Source organism: Paenibacillus arenilitoris, from assembly GCF_014705655.1.
Taxonomy (GTDB): Bacteria; Bacillota; Bacilli; order Paenibacillales; family Paenibacillaceae; genus Pristimantibacillus; species Pristimantibacillus arenilitoris.
This window is the reverse complement of record NZ_JACXIY010000003.1, coordinates 1-23,889: the sequence shown is the minus strand read 5'-3', so window position 1 is coordinate 23,889 and position 23,889 is coordinate 1. Positions and strand designations below refer to the sequence as shown.

General features: G+C 59.5%; 20 protein-coding genes. 15 read left to right on the top strand and 5 right to left on the bottom strand.

From position 1 onward, the window contains the following. The first annotated feature begins 6 nt into the window (after positions 1–6). Both pheT and zapA read left to right on the top strand, forming a co-directional pair. Entirely contained in the window at positions 7–2,448 is a 2,442-nt protein-coding gene (gene pheT / locus IDH41_RS03205; protein WP_190858246.1) for a phenylalanine--tRNA ligase subunit beta, read from the top strand. 269 nt (positions 2,449–2,717) lie between these two features. Next, positions 2,718–5,678: a cell division protein ZapA gene (gene zapA, locus IDH41_RS03200; RefSeq protein WP_190858245.1), complete on the top strand. Its 2,961-nt coding sequence runs from the start codon at positions 2,718–2,720 to the stop codon at positions 5,676–5,678. 101 nt (positions 5,679–5,779) lie between these two features. On the opposite strand, the gene IDH41_RS03195 is transcribed toward zapA, so the two are convergent. From IDH41_RS03195 to IDH41_RS03185, 3 genes are all read right to left on the bottom strand, one after another. Then, positions 5,780–6,460, bottom strand: a complete 681-nt coding sequence (locus tag IDH41_RS03195) for an SDR family NAD(P)-dependent oxidoreductase (RefSeq protein WP_190858244.1) — start codon at positions 6,458–6,460, stop codon at positions 5,780–5,782. A 198-nt stretch (positions 6,461–6,658) separates the two neighbouring features. Beyond that, positions 6,659–7,060, bottom strand: coding sequence for a cupredoxin domain-containing protein (locus tag IDH41_RS03190; protein ID WP_190858243.1), 402 nt, complete (start codon positions 7,058–7,060; stop codon positions 6,659–6,661). A gap of 200 nt (positions 7,061–7,260) precedes the next feature. Further along, entirely contained in the window at positions 7,261–7,620 is a 360-nt protein-coding gene (locus IDH41_RS03185; RefSeq protein WP_190858242.1) for a phage holin family protein, read from the bottom strand. A gap of 166 nt (positions 7,621–7,786) precedes the next feature. On the opposite strand from IDH41_RS03185, the gene IDH41_RS03180 reads away from it, so the two are divergent. The 5 genes from IDH41_RS03180 (at position 7,787) to cysK (ending at position 13,576) form a co-directional block, all read left to right on the top strand. Beyond that, a complete protein-coding gene (locus IDH41_RS03180) occupies positions 7,787–10,153 on the top strand; it encodes an endonuclease MutS2 (protein WP_190858477.1) in 2,367 nt (788 codons plus the stop codon). A 55-nt stretch (positions 10,154–10,208) separates the two neighbouring features. After that, positions 10,209–10,631 (top strand): DUF350 domain-containing protein, encoded by a 423-nt coding sequence (locus IDH41_RS03175; protein WP_190858240.1) that lies wholly within the window; start codon positions 10,209–10,211, stop codon positions 10,629–10,631. A gap of 111 nt (positions 10,632–10,742) precedes the next feature. Continuing rightward, complete coding sequence (locus IDH41_RS03170) at positions 10,743–11,288, top strand: hypothetical protein (RefSeq protein ID WP_190858238.1); 546 nt, start codon at positions 10,743–10,745, stop codon at positions 11,286–11,288. A 128-nt stretch (positions 11,289–11,416) separates the two neighbouring features. Continuing rightward, positions 11,417–12,634 (top strand): MFS transporter, encoded by a 1,218-nt coding sequence (locus tag IDH41_RS03165; RefSeq protein ID WP_190858236.1) that lies wholly within the window; start codon positions 11,417–11,419, stop codon positions 12,632–12,634. A 24-nt stretch (positions 12,635–12,658) separates the two neighbouring features. Next, positions 12,659–13,576 (top strand): cysteine synthase A, encoded by a 918-nt coding sequence (gene cysK / locus IDH41_RS03160; protein WP_190858234.1) that lies wholly within the window; start codon positions 12,659–12,661, stop codon positions 13,574–13,576. A gap of 15 nt (positions 13,577–13,591) precedes the next feature. Here cysK and IDH41_RS03155 read toward each other — a convergent pair whose 3' ends face one another. Further along, positions 13,592–14,662, bottom strand: coding sequence for a CotH kinase family protein (locus IDH41_RS03155; protein WP_190858232.1), 1,071 nt, complete (start codon positions 14,660–14,662; stop codon positions 13,592–13,594). Between the two features lie 89 nt (positions 14,663–14,751). Next, positions 14,752–15,192 carry a hypothetical protein gene (locus tag IDH41_RS03150; protein WP_190858231.1) on the bottom strand — a complete coding sequence of 147 codons (441 nt, stop codon included), beginning with the start codon at positions 15,190–15,192 and terminating at the stop codon, positions 14,752–14,754. Positions 15,193–15,421: 229 nt separating this feature from the next. Here IDH41_RS03150 and IDH41_RS03145 point away from each other — a divergent pair, with 229 nt between their 5' ends. The 8 genes from IDH41_RS03145 to IDH41_RS03110 all read left to right on the top strand — a co-directional run bounded on the left by IDH41_RS03145 (position 15,422) and on the right by IDH41_RS03110 (position 23,479). Then, entirely contained in the window at positions 15,422–16,087 is a 666-nt protein-coding gene (locus tag IDH41_RS03145; protein ID WP_190858229.1) for a DUF2642 domain-containing protein, read from the top strand. Positions 16,088–16,222: 135 nt separating this feature from the next. Then, a complete protein-coding gene (locus IDH41_RS03140; protein WP_190858227.1) occupies positions 16,223–17,350 on the top strand; it encodes an endospore germination permease in 1,128 nt (375 codons plus the stop codon). After that, positions 17,347–18,828 (top strand): spore germination protein, encoded by a 1,482-nt coding sequence (locus IDH41_RS03135; RefSeq protein ID WP_190858225.1) that lies wholly within the window; start codon positions 17,347–17,349, stop codon positions 18,826–18,828. Before IDH41_RS03140 ends, IDH41_RS03135 begins: the two co-directional genes overlap by 4 nt. After that, the gene (locus IDH41_RS03130) at positions 18,825–20,000 is read left to right on the top strand and encodes a Ger(x)C family spore germination protein (protein ID WP_190858223.1); all 1,176 of its coding nucleotides are present in this window, start codon (positions 18,825–18,827) and stop codon (positions 19,998–20,000) included. The genes IDH41_RS03135 and IDH41_RS03130 overlap by 4 nt, the downstream gene beginning before the upstream one ends. A gap of 128 nt (positions 20,001–20,128) precedes the next feature. Beyond that, complete coding sequence (locus tag IDH41_RS03125; RefSeq protein WP_190858221.1) at positions 20,129–20,620, top strand: Lrp/AsnC family transcriptional regulator; 492 nt, start codon at positions 20,129–20,131, stop codon at positions 20,618–20,620. Between the two features lie 16 nt (positions 20,621–20,636). Beyond that, positions 20,637–21,857 (top strand): aminotransferase class I/II-fold pyridoxal phosphate-dependent enzyme, encoded by a 1,221-nt coding sequence (locus IDH41_RS03120; protein WP_190858219.1) that lies wholly within the window; start codon positions 20,637–20,639, stop codon positions 21,855–21,857. Positions 21,858–21,953: 96 nt separating this feature from the next. Next, entirely contained in the window at positions 21,954–22,526 is a 573-nt protein-coding gene (locus IDH41_RS03115) for a cob(I)yrinic acid a,c-diamide adenosyltransferase (protein ID WP_190858217.1), read from the top strand. After that, on the top strand, positions 22,523–23,479 hold the full coding sequence (locus IDH41_RS03110; protein WP_190858215.1) for an RluA family pseudouridine synthase: 957 nt from the start codon (positions 22,523–22,525) through the stop codon (positions 23,477–23,479). The genes IDH41_RS03115 and IDH41_RS03110 overlap by 4 nt, the downstream gene beginning before the upstream one ends. Positions 23,480–23,889 lie beyond the last annotated feature (410 nt).

Sequence of the window (23,889 nt, the reverse complement as noted above, 5' to 3'; positions counted from 1 at the left end):
AGAGACATGAACGTATCCTATAAATGGCTAAGCGAATATATCGACCTGTCCGGCTACACGGGAGCGGAGCTGGCGGAAAAAATGACGCGCGGCGGCATCGAGATCGACGCCGTCGAATCCCGCAACAAAGGCGTAAGCGGCGTCGTCGTCGGCTTCGTGAAATCGAAGGAAAAGCATCCCGACGCGGATAAGCTGAATGTGTGCAAGGTGGACGTCGGCACTGGCGAGGAGCTCCAGATCGTCTGCGGCGCCAAAAACGTCGACGCCGGCCAGCACGTGCCCGTCGCCGTCATCGGAGCCGTCCTGCCGGGCGACTTCAAAATCAAGCGGGCGAAGCTTCGCGGCGTCGAATCGCAAGGGATGATCTGCTCGGCGAAGGAGCTGGGCCTGAACGAGAAGCTGCTGCCGAAGGAGCAGCAGGAGGGCATTCTCGTCCTGCCGGAGACGGCGAAGATCGGCACGCCGGTCGTCGACCTGCTCGGGCTCGACGACGAGGTGCTCGAGCTCGATCTGACGCCTAACCGTTCCGACTGTCTCAGCATGCTGGGAGCGGCGTACGAGATCGGGGCGCTCACCGGACGCGAGGTCCGCTTGCCGGGCGGCGAGGTGAACCATGCGGCGATTCGCACGGAAGGGCTCGTGTCCGTTACGATCAGCGCGCCGGAGCAGTGCTCGCATTATACGGCCCGTTACATTAAGGACGTCAAAGTCGGCCCGTCTCCGCTATGGCTGCAAAACCGCCTGATGGCGGCGGGCGTGCGTCCGATCAACAATGTCGTCGACGTGACGAACTTCGTCATGCTGGAATACGGCCAGCCGCTGCACGCTTTCGACGCGGACCGCATTCCCGGCGGACGCATCGACGTGCGCCTGGCGAGAGAAGGCGAGACGCTCGTGACGCTGGACGATCAGGAGCGCAAGCTGGAGCCGCATATGCTGCTCATTACCGACGGCAACTCTCCCATCGGTCTTGCGGGCGTAATGGGCGGCGCGAATACCGAGGTTACGGACGGGACCGTCAACATCCTGCTGGAGTCCGCGAGGTTCGACGGCGGCACGATCCGCAAGACGTCCCGCCAGCTCGGCTTGCGCTCCGACGCGAGCATCCGCTTCGAGAAGGAAGTCGATCCGGCGCGCGTCATTCCTGCGCTCGACCGCGCGGCATCCTTGATTGCCGAGCTGGCGCAGGGCCTCGTGACGGAAGGCATCGTAGAAGCGAGAACGAAGGACGTCCAGCCGGTCCAAGTAGACGTATCGCTGGAGCGGATTAACCGTTTCCTCGGAACCGACCTGTCGAGACTCGAGGTGCAGACGATTTTCAGCCGCCTTAACTTCGACCATGAAGTGTCCGGCAGCGACGTGTTCACGGTCGGCGTGCCGTCGCGCCGCGGCGACATTACGCGCCCCGTCGATCTGATCGAGGAAGTCGCGCGCCTGCACGGCTACGATGAAATTCCGACGACGCTCATCCACGGCGACGCGGTGCCCGGCGCGCTGACGAAGCCTCAGGCGATTAGGCGCGAGCTGCGCAAGCGGCTTACGGACGCGGGCCTTCACGAGGTCGTCAGCTATTCGTTCACGAGCCCGGCCCGGACGGCGCAGTTCCCATCCCTCGCCGAGGAGGCGCGGGCGGTTCGGCTCGCGATGCCGATGAGCGAGGACCGCAGCGTGCTGCGGACGACGCTTGTCGCGCAGCTGCTCGAGACGGCGGCTTATAACCGCAACCGCAAAAACGAATCGGCGGCGATTTTCGAAATCGGCAGCGTCTTCCATACGGACGAGGAGCGCCTGACGCGCCTGCCGCAGGAGAAGCACCGCTTCGCGGCGCTGCTGACGGGCAGCCGGACGGAGGCGCAGTGGAACGCCAAGGCGGTTCCGGTCGATTTTTACGATGCGAAGGGCATTCTGGAGACGGTGTTCGCGGTGCTTGGCGTTGCCGATAAGGTATCTTACGCGGCGGCGCAGCCGGAGCACTTCCATCCGGGACGGACGGCGGCCGTCGTGCTTGAGACGACGCGCGGACCGGAAGTGATCGGTTACGTCGGCCAGCTTCATCCGCAGCTTCAGCTTGAAGCGGATCTCGCGGATACGTACGTGCTCGAGATCGGCCTCGACTTGCTCTACGAACTCGCGAACTCGGATATCGTCTATAAGGCGCTTCCGCGCTATCCGGCGATGCAGCGCGACATCGCGGTCGTCGTGGGCAGCGAGGTTGCGGCGGCGGGGCTGACCGGCGCGGCGTGGGAGACGGCGGGCGAGCTGCTGGAGTCCGTTCGCGTGTTCGACGTCTATACGGGAGAGAAGCTCGGCGCGGGCAAGAAGAGCGTCGCTTTGTCGCTCGTATACCGCCACGGCGAGCGTACGCTGACCGATGAAGAGGTCGCCGAGCTGCACGGCAAAGTCGTCGCGAATTTCGAACAATCTTTTGGGGCGGAATTGCGCAAGTAGGCAGGAAACCCTTCAAGCCGCATCGAAATAGTTCCTAGTGAGCTATGATGCGGCTTTTTATATGATGCCGAGGCTATGGAAACCGCCGCGAGACGCAGCTTTATGCCGCATGAGGCAGGCTCCAGCCGTTTACACTTGAAATAGAAGCGCTTATAGGATCAGCCATTATAGACTTGCTTCTATTTCATCGCGAAACGAGCTTTTGCCGCCAAAGGCCGGCGCCAGCCGTTTACACTTGGCTCTACACGGACAAGGGAGGATTCGCCTTAATGGATGCTGAACAAACGGTCGTTACGGTTGATATATATGGGGTTCAATATAAACTGAAAGGTCATTCCAACGTCGATTATATGAAAAGGGTCGCCAGCTCGATCGACGAGAGCATGAAGAAGCTCGCCAAAGGGTATCCGCGCCTCGACATGCCGAAGCTGGCGGTGCTGTCGGCCGTGCAAATCACGGAGGAAGTGTTCCGTCTGCGGCGGGACAATACGCGGCTTCAGGAAGAGGAAGCGAAGCTGCATCTGATCCAGCGGCAGCATGAGCAGATTCAGCAGCGGGCTGCCGCCCTGCAGGACGAGCTTGCCGAAGCGAGGCGCTCCGCGGAAGAGCAGCTGGCGTCGGCGAAGGCCGCGGCGGAGGCGGAGCTGGCGGAAATGCTCGCGCTCGCGGCGGAGCAGGCTTCCGCGCAGCAAACCGCCGCTGCCGAAGCGCTTAAGGCGCAGGAAGAGACGATCATGCGCCTGACGCAGGAAAATGTCGACCGGCTTGCCGCACTGCGGAATAAGAAGGACGAGCAGCTTGCACAGCTGGCGAAGGAGAAGCAGGAGCAGCTGGATGAGCTGGCACGGTCGAAGGAAGAGGAATTGGCGGCACGGCTGCAGGCGTTCGACGCCGAGCGTGCCGAGCTGCAGCGCGGCAAGGAAGAGCTGGCCGCGTCGCTTACGGAGTCGCGGGAGGAGGCGCTTGCGGCGGCAATGGCCGAGCGGGAAGCCGCGCTCGAAGCGGCGGCGGCCGAGAAGGAGGCCGTCCTTGCCGAAGCGGAGGAGAACTGGCGGAGCAAATGGGCCGAGCGGGAGCAAGCCTGGCTTGCGGAGGCCGAGGCGGCGAAAGCCGAGCAGGAGCGGCTGAACGGGAAACGGGAGCAGGCTTGGCAGCTGCAAGCGGCGGAGACCGAACAGGCTTACCGGGCGGACTTGGAGCGCAGGCGAAACGGCTGGCTGGAAGAGAGAGGCCGTCTGCAAGCGCAAATCGCCGAGCTTCAGCAAAGCTGGACGGCCGAGAAGGAAACGCTCGAGCGGCGCATCGCCGAGGCGGACGAGCAGCTCGCCCTGGCGATGGAGCAGGAGGAGTCCTTCCGGACGACGTACGCGCAGCTGGAGCAGGAGCGAATCGAGCATGAGCACCGGCTGGAACTGGCAAACGGCAAGCTCGGCGAGCTTCATCGGGAGCTCGAGGAGCTGCGGGAGGCAGGCGGCGAAGCGTCGGCGCAGGTCGGCGAGCTGGAGCAGAAGCTTGCCCAGGAGCGAAGTCATGTATCGGCCGCGGACAAGCGGGCAACGGAGCTGCTGAACCGGCTGAAGGAAGCGGAGGAGCGGGAGCAGCAGAAGCAGACCGAGCGGCTTGAGCTCGAAGAACGGCTTAAGCGGCAGGAGGAGCTTATTCTTCAACTGCAGCTGGAGCAGGAAGAAGCGGAGCATGCCCGTACGAACGAGAGGGAGCAATTCCGAATTACGCTGCAGGCCGAGCTCGAGAAACAGCGGGACGAAATGGACGAATTGTATCATCTTCAGCTGCAAGCGCTCGAACAGGAGAAGACGGAGCTTGCGCGCAGGATGGAGCTCGAGCAGGCGGGGCGGCTGAAGCTGGCCGAAGAGGAGAGCGACGAGCTGTTCAAGCAGCTTGCCGCGGAGCACGAGGAGAAGCTGAAGCAAGCCGCTGCAGAGCATGAGGAGAAGCTGAGGTCAGTAACGGCGGAGTACGAAGATAGGCTGAAGCTGGCCGCAGCGGAAAGCGAGGAAAAGCTGCAGCTAGCGGACGCGGAGAGCAAGGAGCGCCTGGAGCGGTCGGAAGCCTTGCGCAGGGCGGATGCCGAACGGCTTGCCGCGGCGCATGAAGAGCAGCTGAAGCAGCTTGCCGCCGATCGCGAAGAGCGGATGAAACGTCTGTCCGACGGCTACGAAGAGCGTCTATTGGAGCAGGAAGCGGCTTATGAAGAGCGGCTTGAGCGGCTGGCCGCGGAAAGCACGGCGCGCATGGCGGAATTGCAAGAAGAGCGCAAATCCGATGCCGAGCGTCAAGCGGCGGAGCACGAGGCGCAGCTTGGGGAGCTTGCCGCCGATCGCGAAGAGCGGCTGAAGCGGCAAGCCGACGGTTACGAAGAAAGGCTCATCGAGCTTGAGCTCGAGCATGAAGAGCAGCTGAAGCAGGCCGAGTCCGAGAGCCGGAACCGTTCGGACGCCCAGCGGAGAGCCGACGCCGAGCGTCTGGCGGCGGAGCACGAGGAGCTGCTGAGCCAGCTCTCCGCCGAGCACGAAGAGAAGCTGGAGCAGCTGGCGGTGAATCAGGAGGAGCTGCTGCTTCAGCAGCGCCACGATTACGAGACGACCATCGGCAAGCTGAAGGAGCAGCTCGACCAGATCGAGCAGATTGCGGCATCCGCCGCGGAAAGCGAACAGAGCTTCAAGGCGAAGCTTGAGCAATATGAGGAGCGGGAGCGGCTGCTGACCGAGCAGCTTGAGCTGACGGCCGCGCGAGAGCGGATCGCGGCCCAGCAGCTCGAAGCGGCGGCGGCGCGGGAGCGGGAGCTTAGCGAGCTGCTGCAGACGGAGAAGCGGCAGGCGGAGCAGACCGAAGCCGACTTGAAGCGGCTTGAGCAGCGGATGCAAGACCGTGAGACGGCCGAGGCGGATCTGCGCGAACAGCTTGAGCGGGCGATGCGGGAGGCGGCGGCGTCGACCGAGCAGCGAGAGGAGCTGTACGGGCATACCGCGAAGCTTGCGGACGAGCGCGATGAAGCGCGGCGCAGAGCCGAGAAGCTTGCCGCCGAGCGGGACGAAGCGGCGAGCGCGGCGGAAGCGCTGACGTACGAGAGAGAGGAAGCCGCCCGTTCGGCCGAGCGGCTGGCCGAAGATCATAGGCAGCTGCTCGAGCAGCATCATAAGCTGAAGAACGAGTATTCGAAGCTTCAGACCGAATACAACGAATGGATCGAGCTGATCGAGCAGAGCTGATGCCGCCAGGCGAGGGCTAGGCGGAATGAGGCGATTTTGGCGGGAAAGAAAACGGCACCGTCCTTTCGAGAAAAGGAAGGTGCCGTTTTCTTTGCTCCCCGTCAACCGTACGACAATATCGTTCCCGTCGGTCCGCCCGGAGGCAGGCTGGCGAGACGAACGAGGTCCGGCGTAACGATCGCGGGGTCTTTGCCGGTGGCATGCATCTCCGTCCGGAGCGTGCCGGGATTGTAAAGGTTGGCGAGAATGCCATGCTCGTGTTCTTCGTCCGCGAGGGTGCGGGTCAACGATTCCAGGCCGGCTTTGGCCGCGCTGTAAGCGGCATAGCCGCCCGCGCCGTTCCAGGAAAGACCGGACGTAATATTGATGATTCGGCCGTATTTCGCTTTGCGCATAGCCGGCAGGACGGCTTTGGTGAGCAGGAACGGGCCGGTGAGATTAACGGCGATTTGGTTCTGCCATTCGTTCTTCGTCAGCTCAAGGACGGTGCCCGGCTCGAATACGGCGGCGTTGTTCAACATAATATCGATCCCGCCGAAATGACCGAGTGCAGCGGCCACGGCTTCCTGAACCTGCTGCTCGTCGGAGACGTCCGTCTGCAGGACGAGCGCATCCTTGCCGGTGCGCTCCTTGACGATCTGCGCCGTTTCCTCAAGCTTGGGCTTGCGTCTCCCCAGAAGAACGACCTCCGCGCCTTCCGCGGCGAAGGATATGGATGCTGCCCGGCCGAGTCCCGTTCCGGCACCGCTAATAATGGCGACCCGATTGTCTAACACGCCCATCGTTCATTCCTCCGTTTCTTTGGTGTTGTGAATATATTAACAGAGCGGGGACGGCAGGGGAAGCGAATCATTCATCAGTTTTATTGAAAGGACGGCAAAGAATCCATTATAACCGGCACGCGACGGTTTGACGACAGGAAAGGACCGCCCCTTCGGCAGCCAGCGGCTGCGCCTGGGCGGTCCTTCATTCGAATTCGCTTACTCCACGACAAGCGTGGATTTCATCGTGCGATGGCCTTGGCCGCACGGAATGTTGCAAATGATCTCGTAGCTGCCCGGTTCGGCGATGTTGACGGCGACGGCTTTGCCGTTCTTGACTTCATAGTCGGTTTTTTGGATTTTCGCGCTGTGCAAGCCGTCGATGGAGTCGATCTTGACGTTGACCGTTTCGCCCGCTTTGATCTTATATTCCTTCTGATCGAACTCCCAGTTGGATGCCGTAATGACAAGCTCGGACGATGCCGCGCCTTCGTCGACGGCCGCGCCGGTCTCGGCGTTCGCTTCCGCGTCGTTCGCCGGGTTGTTCGCGCTGTTCGCCCCGCATGCGGCAAGGACGATGACCAGGCACATTGCGCTTGCAAAGAGTAGCCATTTCTTCATTGGTACGATTGCCCCTTTCGATTGTCCGCCAACGCATGGCGATGGCGCAAATTTACAGGTTAAAGCTCGATTCTATTGTAACCGATACGGATTCGGAATGTTTGACGAGCCTATGACAAACTTATGAATAAATGGGCAAACGCAGCAAGCAGCCCTTGACGGCCAAGAAGGCCGTCAAGGGCTGCCGATTCTGCTTGCCGTTAAGCGCGATCGCGGCGTCCGGCTTCATAAGGGGTACTGACCGGAATGAACAGGTCGATAATCCCGATCACGAGCGCCGCCAGGATGGCGCCGAGCAGCGTGACGTCTACGCCGCCTACGATGAACTGCGCGACCCAAATGACCAGCGCGCTCGCCAGAAAGCCTACGATGCCGCGGCCGAACGGCGTAACCCTTTTGCCGAACATGGCTTCGACGATCCATCCGAGCGCCGCGATGACCAGAGCGAGAAACAGCGCGCTCCAAAATCCGCCTACGCTAAATTGCGGTACGATGAACCCGACCAGCATCAGAACTAAAGCGGAAACGATAAAGCGGACGACATGGCCCAAAAAATTCATATTTTAAACCCTCCTTAACGTGAACTTTCGAATGGTATTGCAAAAGCGACTTTGTAAGGCGGTTCGATCATTAATATTGTGACCAGATGAGCATGATTTATGTATGGCAGCCGTGCAACGCGTCCGCGGTTCGGCTATAATAGGAAGGCGAGAGGAGTGTTAAATGTTGGACACGAAAATTTTGGCCACGCTTGAATATCCCAAAATCATATATAGATTGTCGCAGCACGCGGCTACATCGCTCGGCAAAGCGGCGGCCGAAGCGCTTCAGCCGGTATCCGACCTGGAAACGGTGAAGGACACGCTGCAATTGACGGATGAAGCGTATGCGGCGGATCGCTTGAAGGGGAGCGCGCCCTTCGGCGGCATCGTCGACATTAAGGCCGCCCTGCATCGGGCGCGCATCGGAGGCACGCTGAATCCAGCCGAGCTGCTTGAAATCGCCGAGACGGCGCGCGGTGGCCGCCGCGTGAGAAAGCATGTGGGCGGATTGCACGAGGATCACCCGATCCCGATGCTCGCAAGCCTGGCCGATCAAATCCTCGAGCATAAGCCGCTCGAGGACGCGATCTTCGAATGCATCGACGAGCAGGCGGAAGTGATGGACAGCGCCAGCCTGGAGCTGGCTTCCATTCGCCGCGAGCTTAGAAACGGCGAATCGCGCATTCGCGAGAAGCTGGAGCAGATGATCCGTTCCTCCTCGGTGCAAAAGATGCTGCAGGACGCGATCATCACGCTGCGCAACGACCGATACGTCATCCCGGTGAAGCAGGAGTACCGGTCGCACTTCGGCGGCATCGTGCACGATCAATCCGGGTCCGGGGCGACGTTGTTCATCGAGCCGGAGGCTATCGTCGCCATGAATAACAAGCTCCGGGAGCTGAAGGCGGGCGAGCAGCGCGAGATCGAGAAAATTTTGCAGAAGCTGACGGCGCTTGCCGCAGACGATGTCGAGGATCTTCTTCTGAACCTGGATCTGCTCGGGAGGATCGACTTCGCATACGCGAAGGCGAGGCTCGCACACGAAATGAAGGCGACGCTTCCGCGCATGAACGACAGGGGCTTTCTCAAGCTGAAGCGCGGCAGGCATCCTTTAATCGCGGCGGACAAGGTCGTTCCGATCGATGTCGAGCTCGGCAACAACTATACCGCTATCATCGTGACGGGCCCGAATACGGGCGGCAAGACGGTCTCGCTCAAAACGATCGGCCTGCTCAGCCTGATGGCGATGTCGGGCCTGTTCGTTCCGGCCGAGGACGGCAGTCAGCTATGCGTCTTCGACGCGATCTATGCCGACATCGGCGACGAACAAAGCATTGAACAAAGTCTCAGTACGTTCTCCAGCCATTTGAAAAACATAATCCGCATCCTAAGCTCGATGACCTCCAAGAGCCTGGTGCTGCTTGACGAGCTTGGCGCGGGTACGGATCCCGCGGAAGGAAGCGCGCTCGCGATCGCCATCCTGGAGCATGTCCATGCGCTCGGCAGCCGGATTGTGGCGACGACGCATTACAGCGAGCTGAAGGCCTATGCCTACAATAGAAAAGGCGTCATCAACGCAAGCATGGAATTCGACGTCGCGACGCTCAGTCCGACCTATCGCTTGCTGGTCGGCGTTCCCGGCCGAAGCAACGCGTTCGCCATCGCGGAACGGCTCGGCCTAGCCCGGCCGATTATCGAGCATGCGCGCGGAGAAGTCAGCGAGGAAGATCAGCGGGTGGAAAATATGATCGCCTCCCTGGAGGAGAATCGGATCGGCGCCGAGACGGAACGCCAAACCGCTGAGACGCTTAGGCGGGAAATGGAAGCGCTGCGCGCCCGGCATGAAGCGGAACGGCGGCGCTTCGAGGAGCAGAAGGAGAAGCTTCTTCAGAAAGCGCAGGAAGAAGCGCGCGAAGCCGTCGCCAAGGCGAAGCGGGAAGCGGAGCAAATCATCGCCGATCTGCGCAAGCTTGCGATGGAAGAAGGCGCTTCGGTCAAAGAGCATAAGCTGATCGAAGCGCGCCGTAGGCTGGACGAGGCGGCGCCGGAGCTGCAGAAGACGAAGCGAACGGGCGCGGGGACGGTCCGGAAGCCTGCGAAGATCGAACCGGGCGACGAAGTAACGGTGTACAGCCTCAATCAAAAAGGAACGGTCGTCGACCTTCACGGCTCCGAAGCCACGGTACAGCTCGGCATCATGAAGATGAAGGTGGCGCTGGACGATCTGGAGCTGATCAAATCGGCGCCGGCCGTCAAGGCGCAGCAGCCGAAGCAGGCGGCAAGCCTGAAGCGGTCGCGCGACGACAGCGTCAAGATGGAGCTCGACCTGCGCGGAGAGAACCTGGAGGAGGCCATCATGGAAGTCGACCGGTTCCTCGACGAAGCGTTCCTGTCGGGACTCGGCATGGTCGCGATCATTCACGGCAAAGGCACCGGCGTGCTTCGTACGGGCATCCAGCAGTATTTGCGGAAGCATAGCCATGTGAAGAGCTTCCGTCTGGGCAACTACGGCGAGGGCGGGGCGGGCGTTACGGTAGCGGAGCTCAAGTAACGCCCGCGGGCATCGGCGCCTAACCAGGACCAGCTAGAGGATGGAGGTTAACGATATGGATCATGAAGTCGACAAGCTTCTTAGCAACCCGTATGCCGCATCGCTCGTCTACGTATCGGTTACGGTATTGTCCCTCATCGTTTTTTTGTCTTTGTTCGAGCTCGTCACCAAGTACAAATGCTGGAGCGAGATCAAGAAGGGCAATTTGGCGGTGGCCATGGCGACGGGCGGCAAAATATTCGGGATCTGCAATATTTTCCGCTTCTCGATCGAGTCGAACGACTCGGTGTACGTGAGCCTCATTTGGGGCGCGTATGGCTACGTTATTTTATTGGCCGCCTATTTTTTGTTCGAGTTTCTGACGCCCGTATTCCGGATCGACGACGAAATCGCTCGCGATAACCGCGCGGTGGGGTTGACCGCGATGATCATTTCCGTATCCTTGTCCTACGTGATCGGCGCGACAGTCATTATTTAGCGGAGGAAAGCCACGATGAAGTATTTATGGAAGGTCTTGATGATCGTATCCGTGCTTTTTTTCATATTCGGCATCGTTTATTTAATGAACAATTAGAAAGGAAGACTTGGCATGAAGGAGCAAGTGATGTGTCCGTGGTGCTTGACGGAAATCGTATGGGATGAAGAGATCGGACCGGAGAAGCATTGTCCGCATTGTGAGAACGAGCTGAGCGCTTACCGGACGATCGAGCTCGGCTACGGCGAAGAGGAGGAAGCGGCGGAGGATCGCCGCCCGAAAGCGGCCGCGGAGAACCGGGCGTCCTGGAACGACGAGGAGGAGGAAAGCGACCGCCGCAGCAGCTGGCTGGAGCAGGGCGACTATCGCAGCGCCGACCGATCCTGGTTCGCCGTGGAGCATGCGGTACGCGGCATTACTGACGATCAGGCCGAAGCGCCGGAATGCCCGGCCTGCAGGGAGTTCATGCTGGAAGCGGGCACGCAGACGGTAAGCGACAGGCAGTTCGAGCCCAGAATCGCCCCGTCGCTTAACGGCCCGGTGCTGACGGCTCCTTTTACGCTCGTCCTGTACGTATGTCCGGCTTGCTTCCATACTTCATCCGTACTGAGCCGCGAGGACCGCGAGCAAATGATCAAGCGGCTTACGCCGAGAGACTGACGTTATGCTGGTAATATTGGACGGGCATGGCTCGCCGCTTATAGGGGAAGCTTACAAAACGAACGGCTAACTACGCAAACGGCGGATGGTTGCGCCGGCTGCGATGATCATGCAGGAGGAACAACGTTTTGGCAAAAGCGGCTCTAGGCGGACAATGCGTGCTACTGCTTATTGTCCAGGCTCTATACGGAATTGCGAACGCGCTGTCCGGAACGTTCATACCGGTGTATTTGTGGAAAGCGAGCCAGTCGTATTCGCTGATCGGCTGGTTTACGTTTGGCCAATACGTCATGAGCGGACTTACATTCTGGATTGCCGGAAAATGGGTCAAGGAACATAACAAGATGAACAGCCTGCGCGCCGGCATCGTGCTGTCGGGCGTCTTTTATTTCACCGTGCTCCTGCTTGGCCAGCAGGCCAAATCGTACGGCGTGCCGCTCGGCATGCTGAACGGCATGGCACAAGGATTTTTCTGGCTCGCGTTCAATGTCGTTTATTTCGAAGCGACGGATCCGGACAACCGGGACCGGTTCAACGGCTGGGCCGGTCTGCTCGGCTCGGCGGCCGGCATTATCGCGCCGTGGGTATCGGGCCTATTGATCACGACGCTGCAGGGCGAGAAGGGCTACCGGCTCATCTTCACCATATCGCTCGTCATCTTCGCGATCAGCGTCGTATTAAGCTTCTGGCTGAAGAAACGGCACGGACATGGCACGTATGAATGGAAGCACGGCGTGCGGCAGCTGGCGGAGAAGGGAAATCCGTGGCGGCGCATGTTCCCGGCCATTGCCGCGCAGGGCGTGCGCGAAGGCGTATTCATGTTCCTGGTCGGGCTGACGGTATATACCGCGACCAGGAACGAGAGCAAGCTCGGCACGTACTCGCTTATCACGTCGCTTGTCGCGCTTGTCAGCTTCTGGCTCGTCGGCAAGCTTCTGAAGAAGAACAACCGCAAAATCGTTATGCTGATCGGCGTTATTATGATCGCCGTCGTTATTTTGCCCTTGTTCTGGAACGTGTCGTATACGACCTTGCTCATGTTCGGCATCGGGACGTCGCTGTTCATTCCGCTGTATACGATTCCGATGACGTCGAGGGTATTCGATCTGATCGGACAATCGGAGGAAAGCGCGCGGGAGCGGGAGGAGTTCATCGTTCTGCGCGAAGCGGGGCTCGTCATCGGGCGATTGGTCGGCCTGACGTCGTATTTGATCGTGCTGCCGATGAACCATTCGGCTGCCGCCATTACGTGGTTGTTGTTTGCGGTCGGCGTCGTGCCGATCGCGGGCTGGTGGTTTATCCGGCCGTTTTTGGAGCAGCAGCAGAGGCAGCGGCAGCCGACTTGATAAAGGGAGAGGAGGCTTAAACGATTGCCAAAAATCGTTACGGACATTACGCAGCTGATCGGGGATACGCCGGTCGTTCGGCTTAACCGCATGCGGGAGGAAGGCAGCGCCGAGGTATGCGTGAAGCTGGAGCGGTATAATCCAAGCGGCAGCGTGAAGGACCGCGCGGCCCATTCGCTCATCCGCGACGCCGAGGAGCGGGGACTTATACGCCCCGGCGACACGATCATCGAACCGACGAGCGGCAATACGGGTATCGGGCTTGCGATGAACGCGGCGGCCAAAGGGTACAAGATGGTGCTCGTCATGCCGGACAACATGACCGCCGAGCGGATCAAGCTGCTGCGGGCATACGGCGCGGAGGTCGTGCTGACGCCGGCCGCCGAGCGGATGCCCGGCGCCATCCGCAAGGCGCTCGAGCTGCAGGCGCAGCGGCCCGGGAGCTTCATCCCGAACCAATTCGAGAATGAAGCCAATCCCCGTATTCACCGGTTAACGACCGCGAAGGAAATTATGAGGCAGACGGACGGGAAGCTCGACGCCTTCGTCGCGACGGCCGGCACCGGCGGCACGATTACCGGTACGGGCGAGACATTGAAGGAGCTGCTGCCGCATCTGCATGTCGCGGTCGTCGAGCCGATGGGCTCGCCCGTCCTGTCGGGCGGCAAGCCCGGCCCGCACAAGCTTGTCGGCACGAGTCCGGGCTTCGTTCCGGCCATTCTCAATACGTCGGTATACGACGAGATCATCCAAGTATCCGACGAGGATGCGCTGACGACGATGAGAAGCCTTGCCAGAAGCGAAGGATTGCTGCTTGGCCCGTCGTCCGGCGCCTCGGTATGGGCGGCGATGCGGGTCGCACGTAAGCTCGGCGCGGGCAAGCGGGTGCTGTGCATCGCGCCGGATACGGGCGAGCGATATATGAGCATGGATATCTTCTAGGGAATGCTTTCGCGGTCATTTCCAGCTTTGCAACTCGTCAAGCAATAGCTGACGTCGTTCCATAATGTATTTCTGGATAAAAGCCGGCTCCGATAGAAACGTATCGTAGCCGGCTTTTCGCGTATAATCGATGCGAATCGCCGGCGCTAGCCGCTCATGCATCTTCTTGACGACCGGCTCCAGCGTGTCCGGCGTAAACGCTGTCCGCAGAAGCTGCTCCATCATGCGTTTATACTTCATCCGGCATGAAGGAAACGCGAACAGCTTCTTCGTCAGCGCGTTGTAGCCCTGCAGGCGGACCAGGTCGCTGCCGCACGGCTTGCCGTAGCAATTTCTGCCCCAGGTACCTTCGTAATCCCAGGGAATGATTCGGTATTTCCCGCTGGCCCGGTGCTCGTAGAGCGCGTAATTTTGATCGAAGCCGTCGTAATTGCCGGTGAGCACCGCGCCGGCAAGCCAAAGCAAATATTGCGGAACGTCGAGCCTGCGGGCGACGAACGAACCGAAGCTTCGGCCGGATTTGCGGTTAATGCCGCGAACGAACGAGACCAGCCTGCGTTTTGCCCCCGCGCCTCCCTTCCTCAGCTCGTAGCCGTCGAACAAAGAAGGCTTGCGCCCCTTCGTTTCCGGATCGGTCAGACTGAAGTCGGCGCTGTCGTTTCCCGCGTAGATGAGCGAGCGGAAGCCGATGTTCCTCTGATGGAAGAAGAACCGGTCCACCGCTTCGATTTCCAAGTATACGCCTTGCGGCGTTCCGTTAATGACGAGCCATATATGGTTCGTTTCCGGAGAAGTTAGTCCGATCCGATTCAGAAAATGGAAGGATAGGGCGTTGCGCATCATCGAAGGATCGTCATACTCGGCGTTCCAATGAAGCGTTCTTCCGTCGTCCAGCCGCACCTCGTACGATTTTTTGAAATAATTGCGCGTATGGCCGCCTCTCAGGCCGAATACCGCTTTATGGCTTTGCCCCTCGAGCGTCAGCTCCGCAGGCCTGAAGTCCTTTCCCCATGCGTTGCCTTGAATATCGAGCAAATCCGTAGCGTTAATGGCAATCGACCGGACAGGCAATGTAATAGAAGCCATCTCACCATCTCCCGAGGCAAAAGATAAAGCCTACCGTTAGACGGTAGGCTTTCGATCTTCTTTACGATATTCGGCTATAGCCCAGATGGTTACTTCCGGCTCTCGAGGATGAACTGCCATACCGGTCCGCTCATGCAGGCGACCGGGATCTGCCCGGCGATCGGCACGCCGCCGTTCGAGCGGTTTCCTTCCGTGCGGCTGCCGGCAGTGCGGTTGCCGTCCGTATCGTTTCCGGGCGAGCGACTGCCGGCAGTGAGGTTGCCAGTCGTACGGTTTCCGGGCGATCGGCTGCCGGCGGTGAGGTTGCCGTCCGTACCGCTTCCGGGTGAGCGGCTGCCTGCTGTACGGTTGCCGGCGGTGCGTTTGCCGGCGGTGAGGTTGCCGTCCGTATCGTTTCCGGGTGAGCGACTGCCTGCTGTACGGTTGCCGGCGGTCTGGTTGCCGCCCATCCGGTTGTCCCCGATCCGTTCTGCCTGCATCCGCTTCCTTCCTTTCCCGGATTTTTTCTTGCCGCTTTTGCTATTGGCCAAATTTACCCCTCCCAGTATGAGATATTACAAGATATGAGCCGATTCTATTACCCGCAACGGGTTAAAAGCGCAATCTCCATTAAATAGATAGTAATCTAGTACCGCTGCCGAATGGGATACATATAAATATATTACCTATCGTCCCCCGTGACAGTTAGACCATTGCCGGGCAAAGGTGCAGGCCGTTGCCCGGTTCTACTATATAACCGGATGAAAGGAGGCAGGAAGCATGAAAAATCGCCATCCGCTGCTTGACTCGCAGGTCGAACTCGAGATTTCCGGAAAGTCGGCGCCCATCCGGGGCAAGCTGATCGAGATCGGCCAAGATATTCTGGTCATGCATAACGGAACGCAGTTTTTGTACGTTCCGCTCATTCATATGCAGCAGCTTCGGATTTCGACGAACGATCGGGAAATGATCGAAGTGCCCGAGATGCCCTTCGAGCCGTATAACGAACCGGTATCCTACCGCAAGATGTTAATGAACGCCAAAGGCATGTTCTCCGAGATTTATATAACGGGCAACCAATCCGTTCACGGATATTTAACGACCGTCATGAACGATTTTTTCGTTTTTTATTCGCCCGTCTACCATACCGTCATTATTTCGCTTCAGCACTTGAAATATTTGATCCCCTACAACCCGAACGCAACGCCGTACACGCTGACGCCCGAGCAATTTCCCCTCAAGCCTTCGCCTCTTACGCTGTCGAGAACGTTCGACCAGCAGCTCCGCAAGCTGATCGGCGAATTCGTCGTCCTGGACCTGGGCGAGAATCCGAACAAAATCGGCGTGCTCAAAAACGTCGGCCAAAGCATGATCGAGCTTGCGAACGCAAACGGCAATTCCGTGTTTTTGCACTTTGATCATGTCAAGACGGTGCACATTCCTTAAGCCGGCCGGACTGCCTCTTAGCTTGCCTTGGAAGCTTGGAGTCGGTCTTTTTTTGTCCGTTCAGCCTAGGCTCGCGCCTCATGCATTTCGATCCCGGTTTCGGGAAACATTAGGTAGCGAGGAAGTGAATGACAAATGATCATCAAACCGTTCGGCAGACTGCCGGCTATCGCCATCATGTGCTTATCGGTCGGACTTATCAATCACGTACTGGCCGGTCCGCTGCTGCTCGACGTCGCTTTCCGCGATTCCTGGATGAGCGTGTTGGCCGCTTTACTGTTCATACTGCCATGGCTAGCGATCCCGTTGTACGGCGTCTTGAAAAAAATGAACCGGATGCCCATCGACAAATGGCTGCTGCAGCGGCTGCACCCGGCAATTGCCTGGGCGCTGCTAGGTTGTTTTCTGCTTATCCTGTTTATAATTGCGCTCAGTACGTTAATCATCACGTCGTCGTGGACGGCAACGACGTATTTGCCGAATACGCCTCCGATCGTCATCGCGGCCGTATTTCTGGCTTTATGCTTGTTCGCGTCCGTCTCGGGACTTCGGACCATCGCCTACACGAGCTGCATCCTCCTGCCTCTCGTCGTCCTGCTTGGCGATTTCGTCATGTCGGCGAATATGCCGCATAAAGATTACCGCTATCTGCTTCCCATGCTCGAGCGCGGCGTGCGCCCGGTGATCCAAGCGTCCCTCACTTCGGTTACCGCCTTCAGCGAGTTGTTCGTCCTGTTATTTATTCAACATCACATGAAACGTACGCTGACAAGAACGAATCTCGTCCTGCTGGCGTTGTTTCTTGCGCTTATTTCGATAGGTCCCGTTATCGGGGCGGTTGCGGAATTCGGTCCGATCGAAGCCGAAAAGATGCGATACCCCGCGTTCACGCAATGGAGGCTCGTTTCGATCGGCCGCTATTTCGAGCATGTCGATTTTTTTGCCGTGTTCCAGTGGCTGGCGGGAGCGCTTATCCGTCTCTCGCTCTGCTTGCAAATTTTAGAGGAATTCGGACCGCTTCGCAGGCTGAAGAGAAATTGGATTTTTCCTTCCCTCCTGGGCGTTCTATTAATCGTACCTACATATTTCGGCTTGAATAACATGATGACTTACCGCGATCTATTGAAATGGCATTTCGAAAAGGTCGGATTAATCGCGTTTGGCTTGGTCGTCCTGGTGTGGGCGGCGGGCTTTCTCAAGGCCAGGGGCAAGGGCGGGAAGAAGCGCCGTCATAGCGGCACGGAGGAGGGAATGAAGGGATGACTCGCGGCAGCGGCAAGGAAAGGGAACATGAATTGATTCGCGATCACGAAGAGGATGACGAGCTGACGCTCGAAGAGTTCCAGGAAAGTCTGCGCGGATGCAACGACGTTAACTCGTATAGCGTGCCCGCAGGCGAGAATAGACGGGTGACGGCTCATTTGTTCTATTGCGACGGGATGGTCGACAACCAGCAATTCCATCTCGGGCTGCTTCCGCAATTAAAGAGATGGAGCGACGAATCCGCGCCGCTATCGGAAAGCGATGGCGAAGAGTCGGAACGGACGGTCGACTTGTTCATGCGCATCAAGAACGGTCCGGACAACCGCCATCTGTACGCCCGCCTGTTCGCGGGCAGCGTCGTGATCGCGTTCTCGGCCCGGCCCGGCTTCTACGAATACGATATCGCCGACCAGCCCGGCAGGCAGCCGGAGGAATCGACGATGGAGCTGTCGCTCAAAGGGCCGAGAGACGGCTTCGTCGAGCAATTGGCCATTAATCTGGCCTTGGTGCGCAAGCGTCTGCGGACGCCCCATCTGCACGTCGAGTACCGCAAGCTCGGCACCGAGTCGCAGACGGAAATCGCGCTGCTCTATATGGCGGGACAGGCAAAGCCGGAGCTCGTAGAGGAAACGCGCAGGAGGCTGGAGGCGGTTCGGGTCCCGGCGCTTCACGGCGCCGGCGAGCTGGAGGATCTGCTGGCCGACCATCCGTACGCGCTGTTTCCTCAGCTGGACTATATCGGCAGGCCGGATTACGTCGTGCAGTCGCTCATGAACGGCAGAGTCGCCGTAATCGTCGACGGGACGCCGGCGGCACTGATCGCGCCGGGCAATTTGACGCTGCTGATCAAATCGCCTGAGGATGCGCATCTGCCTTATTATTTCGTTGCGCTGGAGCGGATACTCCGCATTCTGGGCCTCATTCTGTCGCTGTGCCTGCCCGGCTTCTGGATCGCGCTCTCTTCCTACAACACCGATCAGCTGCCGTTCTCGCTGCTCGCGACGGTAACGATCTCGCGAATCGGGCTGCCGATGTCGGCGACGATGGAAATGTTTCTTATGCTGACGCTGTTCGAGGTGTTCCGGGAGGCGGGCGTGCGCCTGCCGCGTCCCGTCGGCCAGACGGTGTCGGTCGTAGGCGGACTCATCGTCGGAGACGCGGCGATCCGCGCGGGACTCTCCTCGCCGACGATGCTCGTCGTCGCGGCTGTATCGGCGGTGGCGACCTTCACCCTGGTTAACCAGTCACTGAACGGTTCGGTAACCATCATCCGGTACGGCATATTGCTTACCTCCTCGCTGCTTGGCGTATTCGGATTTTTCGTAGGCGTGTTTGCCGTTATCATTTATTTGTCAAGCATGGAATCGTTCGGCCGTTCCTACCTGGAGCCGCTGGCCCCGATCAAGCCGCGCCGGCTCGTGACGGCCCTGCTTCAGAAGCCTTGGGCGCTTAGAAAAGGCAGGAGGGGACGGCCATGAAACGCCGATGGTCCGTTACGCGCCTGCTGCGGAAGGGAGGGATGCTGCTTGCCGCGCTGGCGTCCGCCTGTCTGATTGCGGGCTGCTGGGACGAAGTCAATTTGCAGGACGTCAGCTACGTGTCCGCGATCGGGATCGACTACAAGGACGGGAAATTCAACCTGTACGGGCAATTGATCAAATTTGCGCAAGTGGCCAAAAACGAATCGCCCGAGCAGAAGCCTTCTCCGGTATGGATCGGGAAGGGGACGGGCGACACGGCGCTGCTTGCGCTGCACGATATGACGCGAGGAGGTCAAGCCAGCATCAATATCGAGCAATTGAAAACGATCGTCGTCCACGAGCGGGCGCTGGGCAGATTAGACGAGGCGCTTGACGGACTGAACCGGCAGCGGGCAGCCCGGTATACGACCTGGCTGTTCGGAACGAAGGACCCGATCGAAGACATCTTTAACAGCGAAACGTTTTTCGACCAGTCTCCGATTAACAGTATCCTGTATACGCCGCTGCCGCATGAGGCGCAGTACACCTTCATACGGCCGCGGGAAATGCAGCTCGCGGTGCAGACCTTGAAGGAGCCGGCGATGACGACGAAGCTTCCTGTGCTGAAGCTCAGCGAGGCCTACTGGAAGCAGGGCAAGAAGCCGATGAAAATCCAAATCGTATCCGGCGTCTTCGTCTTCAAGGAGCTGAAGTACAAGGGCTATTTTCCCGAAGACTCGATCAAGGGGCTGCGCTGGACCGATCCCGATTTTAAACATTTCATGGTCGAGGCGGCGGGCGATCGGGGCAAGGCGACGGTCGGCGTCAAGTCGTCCCGGGACAAGCTGAGAGTCGTCTTCGAAGGGGGGCGGCCGAAATTCGCGATGACGGTCCGCTTGAAGGGGGATGTGGCGGAGCTTGACGGGAATATCGGCAAAGCCGAGATCGCCGCAAGCATCGAGAGACAGGTAAAGGAGCAAATCGAGGACGCGTACGCGACGGGCCTTGCGCGCGAATTGGATCTGCTCGATCTGGAGCATCACTTATACCGGTATCACCATTCGAAGTGGAAGCGGCTCGCGGCTTCGGGCGAGTGGCTGCCCCGGGCGGATCAATTGACGGTTGACGTGAAATTCGAGCTTACCCATTCCGGAAAGTTCGATTTGACCACGGGCCAATTGGAGGAATAGCCGGCCGAAACGAAGCCGCAACTTGCATGGATGACCACCACGGCCTTCCGTTTTTTTCTTTGCAGGATAGGCGAAAAAGTTGTAAAATATGCTTTATAATCGCGAGGCGAACCGGAAGGAGTTTTACGATGAACGAATTGCAATTGAAAGTATTGGAGCTGCTGAAGGAAGACGCGCGCAGGGATGCCGAGCTGATCGCGACGATGCTGGGCGTGCCGATCGAGGACGTGAAGCAGGCCATCGCGGTGCTCGAGCAGGAGCATATTATCGTGAAATACGCCACGGTCGTCAACTGGAGCAAGGTCGACGACGAGAAGGTGACGGCGCTGATCGAGGTGCAAATTACGCCAGAGCGCGGACGCGGATTCGAAGGGATCGCGGAGCGCATTTATTTATATCCGGAAGTGAAATCGGTCTATTTGATGTCGGGGGCTTACGACCTACTGGTCGAGGTGGAAGGCAAAAATTTGAAAGAGGTAGCCTCGTTCGTATCGAATAAGCTGTCCCCGATCGACGCGGTCCTCTCGACCAAGACGTTTTTCATCTTGAAAAAATACAAACAGGACGGCATTATCTTCGAAGAGCATGAAGGTGACCATCGGCTGATGGTGTCGCCGTAACGAAGGGTGATCGCATATGATTAAAGACGAACAGAAGCAACCCTCCGCATCTTCGCGGCGTCAATCGATGGCCGATTATTTGTCGCCGCTCGTGCGGGGCATCAAACCGTCGGGAATCCGTCGGTTTTTTGATTTGGTCAGCACGCGCAAGGACGTCATCACGCTCGGGGTGGGCGAGCCCGACTTCGTCACGCCGTGGCATGTGCGGGAAGCGGCCGTCTATTCGCTCGAGACGGGCAAGACGCAGTACACGTCCAATGCCGGCATGCCCGAGCTGCGCGGGGCGATCGGCCACTACTTGAGCGACCGGTTCTCGGTCGAGTACAATCCCGCGAATGAAGTCATCGTCACGGTCGGCGGCAGCGAAGCGATCGATCTGGCGCTGCGCGCCTTGATCGCTCCCGGGGACGAGATTCTCATCCCCGAGCCGTGCTATATTTCTTATTCGCCGATTACCGCGCTCAGCGGGGGCAAGCCGGTCGGCATCGAAACGTACGCCAAGGACGGCTTCAAGCTGAAGGCGGAATCGCTCAAGGCCGCGATTACGCCGCGTTCCAAAGTACTTATCCTCTGTTATCCGAGCAATCCGACGGGCGGCATCATGACTTACGACGATTGGCTGCCGATCGCCAAAGTCGTCGAAGAGAACGACCTGATCGTCATTTCTGACGAAATATACGCCGAGCTGACGTACGGCTCGAAGCATGTCAGCTTCGCGGCGATGCCCGGGATGAAGGACCGCACGATTCTCGTCAGCGGCTTCTCCAAGGCGTTCGCGATGACCGGCTGGCGGATGGGGTATGCCTGCGGGCATACCGATCTGATTGCCGCCATGCTGAAGATCCATCAGTATACGGTCATGTGCGCGCCGATCATGGCGCAGCACGCGGCGCTCGAAGCGCTGCAGCACGGGCTGGAGGAGAAGGACCGGATGGTGGAGGCGTACAATCAGCGCCGCCGTCTCGTTGTCAAAGGATTCAGGGACATCGGGCTGACCTGCCACGAGCCGCAAGGCGCGTTCTACGCCTTCCCGTCCGTCGCGTCGACGGGGCTAACGAGCGAGCAGTTCGCGCAGCGGCTGCTGGACGAAGCGAACGTCGCGGCGGTGCCGGGCGACGTATTCGGTCTCGGCGGGGAAGGGCACTTGCGCTGCTCGTACGCGACTTCGGTGACGAACTTGACCGAGGCGCTCGAGCGGATCGGACAGTTCGTGCATAAAGTGAAGCAAGAAGGCTAGAAGCCGGCAAGCAGCAGCAGGTCAGGAGCGCATCCGGCCTGCTGTTTGCATGAAGGAAGGCGAATAACGGATGGTGGGGAAAGGGGTATTCGATCGATGAGATTGTATACGAAAACAGGCGACAAAGGACAAACCTCGCTTATCGGCGGGCGCGTCCGGAAGGACGATATCCGGGTGGAGGCGTACGGCACGATCGACGAGCTGAACTGCTTCGTCGGGCAAGCGGCGGCGGAGGCGGCGAAGCACGCCGAGCTCGCGGAGCTGGCAGGCTGGCTCGTCGATATCCAGCAGGAGCTGTTCGACTGCGGTTCGGATCTCGCGTACGCGAAGGAAGGCGCGCCGCTGAAAATAACGGGAGAGCCGGCCGTGCGGCTGGAAGGCTGGATCGACCGTTACATCGCGGAGGCGCCGGAAATTACGCGGTTTATATTGCCCGGCGGAAGCTCCGTCGCGTCGCTGCTGCATGTATGCCGGACGGTGTGCCGCAGGGCGGAGCGCCGCGTCGTGACGCTGGCGGCGGAGCATCCGGCGAACCCGGAGGTGCAGGTGTATTTGAACCGCCTGTCCGACTTCTTCTTCGCGGCGGCCAGAGCGGCGAACGCGAAGCTCGGCGTGCCGGACATTGAATACGTACGGAGCGCGGAAGTATTTCGTAAGAAGAAAAAATGAGCGAATCGCTAGACCGTTTATACTATAAACCGCTTGAAGCGGTCGTCTCCGCGGCGGAGCACGGGAAGACGGTCCGATCCGTGCTGGAGCGGCAGCTCGGCGTCTCCCGCAAGCTTCTGTCGCAGGTGAAGCTGACGGAGCATGGCCTGACCGTCAACGAGAAGCGGGTCTACACGACGGCCCCGGTCTCGGAGGGGGACGTCATTCGCGTCCGGATGCTGCGGGAGGAATCGGACGATATTTTGCCGCAGCCGATTCCGATCGAAGTCGTATTCGAGGATGAGCATTTGCTGATCGTCAATAAGCCGGCGGGCATGATCGTCCATCCGACGCATGGCCATTACACGGATACGATGGCCAACGGCGTCGTCTACCATTGGCGGCGGCAAGGGGAGCGGGTTCGCTTCCGTCCCGTGCACCGCCTGGACGAAGAGACGTCGGGCCTCGTCGCCGTCGCGAAGACGTCCTACGTGCACCAGCAGCTGTCGGAGCAGATGCAGGCAAGCGAAGTGCTGAAGCTGTACCGCGCGTATGTGTACGGCGCGCCGGACCCGGCCGCCGGCACCGTCGACGCGCCGATCGACCGCGACCCGGACCGGCCGCATGTGCGGATCGTGACGCCGGCGGGCTATCCGTCGGTGACGCATTACGAGACGGCGAAGCGGTTCGTCTCCGCCGACGGAGAATTGGCCGCCGCGGTCCGGCTTAAGCTGGAGACGGGCCGGACGCATCAGATCCGCGTGCATATGCGGCATATCGGCTGCCCGCTCATCGGAGACAAGATGTACGGGCCGGAGGAGGGCGCGGTCGCGGCGTGGGAGGAGGCCGCCGGCCGCCAGGCGCTGCATGCGGAGACGCTAGGCTTCACGCATCCGATCACGCGCGAGCGGATGGAGTGGCACGCCCCGCTCCCTCCGGAGCTGGTTCGGCTCGAGGGGGCGCTGTCGTCTTAGCCGGCCGGATCGTTCGCCGGCTTGCGCCCCGGCCGATTGCAGGCATTCACCTCGAACGTTCGCAGGTATACAGTCCGAATGTACACGGTCAGAGAGCATACGGTCCGAAAGCATAAACTTATGGCTCGATCGCGAGGGAAGTTTTTACTTTTGGCTGGCAGCTGCGGCGTATGCGGGCGAGAAATGGTACAATGGGTTCTGGCGGGAATGGGCGCTTGCGGGTGCGATGCGGCGCTGCTTGGCGCAGCATGCTGCCGCGAACCGCTGAGAGGCGTCGCGAACCGCCGCGTGCCGCCGCAATTCCTAGTAACTAAGTTCAGAAATTGCACTAGCCATGCATCAAACCTGACACTGTGGATAAAAAATCGTGGGCGCTACACTTATCCCCTGAAATTTTGAATATTTTTCCA

Bases quoted from the DNA above. Each gene is read 5' to 3' on its own strand.
- pheT (WP_190858246.1), top strand. From the start codon at position 7: ATGAACGTATCCTATAAATGGCTAAGCGAATATATCGACCTGTCCGGC.
- zapA (WP_190858245.1), top strand. From the start codon at position 2,718: ATGGATGCTGAACAAACGGTCGTTACGGTTGATATATATGGGGTTCAA.
- IDH41_RS03195 (WP_190858244.1), bottom strand. From the start codon at position 6,460: ATGGGCGTGTTAGACAATCGGGTCGCCATTATTAGCGGTGCCGGAACG.
- IDH41_RS03190 (WP_190858243.1), bottom strand. From the start codon at position 7,060: ATGAAGAAATGGCTACTCTTTGCAAGCGCAATGTGCCTGGTCATCGTC.
- IDH41_RS03185 (WP_190858242.1), bottom strand. From the start codon at position 7,620: ATGAATTTTTTGGGCCATGTCGTCCGCTTTATCGTTTCCGCTTTAGTT.
- IDH41_RS03175 (WP_190858240.1), top strand. From the start codon at position 10,209: ATGGATCATGAAGTCGACAAGCTTCTTAGCAACCCGTATGCCGCATCG.
- IDH41_RS03170 (WP_190858238.1), top strand. From the start codon at position 10,743: ATGAAGGAGCAAGTGATGTGTCCGTGGTGCTTGACGGAAATCGTATGG.
- IDH41_RS03155 (WP_190858232.1), bottom strand. From the start codon at position 14,662: ATGGCTTCTATTACATTGCCTGTCCGGTCGATTGCCATTAACGCTACG.
- IDH41_RS03145 (WP_190858229.1), top strand. From the start codon at position 15,422: ATGAAAAATCGCCATCCGCTGCTTGACTCGCAGGTCGAACTCGAGATT.
- IDH41_RS03140 (WP_190858227.1), top strand. From the start codon at position 16,223: ATGATCATCAAACCGTTCGGCAGACTGCCGGCTATCGCCATCATGTGC.
- IDH41_RS03135 (WP_190858225.1), top strand. From the start codon at position 17,347: ATGACTCGCGGCAGCGGCAAGGAAAGGGAACATGAATTGATTCGCGAT.
- IDH41_RS03130 (WP_190858223.1), top strand. From the start codon at position 18,825: ATGAAACGCCGATGGTCCGTTACGCGCCTGCTGCGGAAGGGAGGGATG.
- IDH41_RS03125 (WP_190858221.1), top strand. From the start codon at position 20,129: ATGAACGAATTGCAATTGAAAGTATTGGAGCTGCTGAAGGAAGACGCG.
- IDH41_RS03120 (WP_190858219.1), top strand. From the start codon at position 20,637: ATGATTAAAGACGAACAGAAGCAACCCTCCGCATCTTCGCGGCGTCAA.
- IDH41_RS03115 (WP_190858217.1), top strand. From the start codon at position 21,954: ATGAGATTGTATACGAAAACAGGCGACAAAGGACAAACCTCGCTTATC.
- IDH41_RS03110 (WP_190858215.1), top strand. From the start codon at position 22,523: ATGAGCGAATCGCTAGACCGTTTATACTATAAACCGCTTGAAGCGGTC.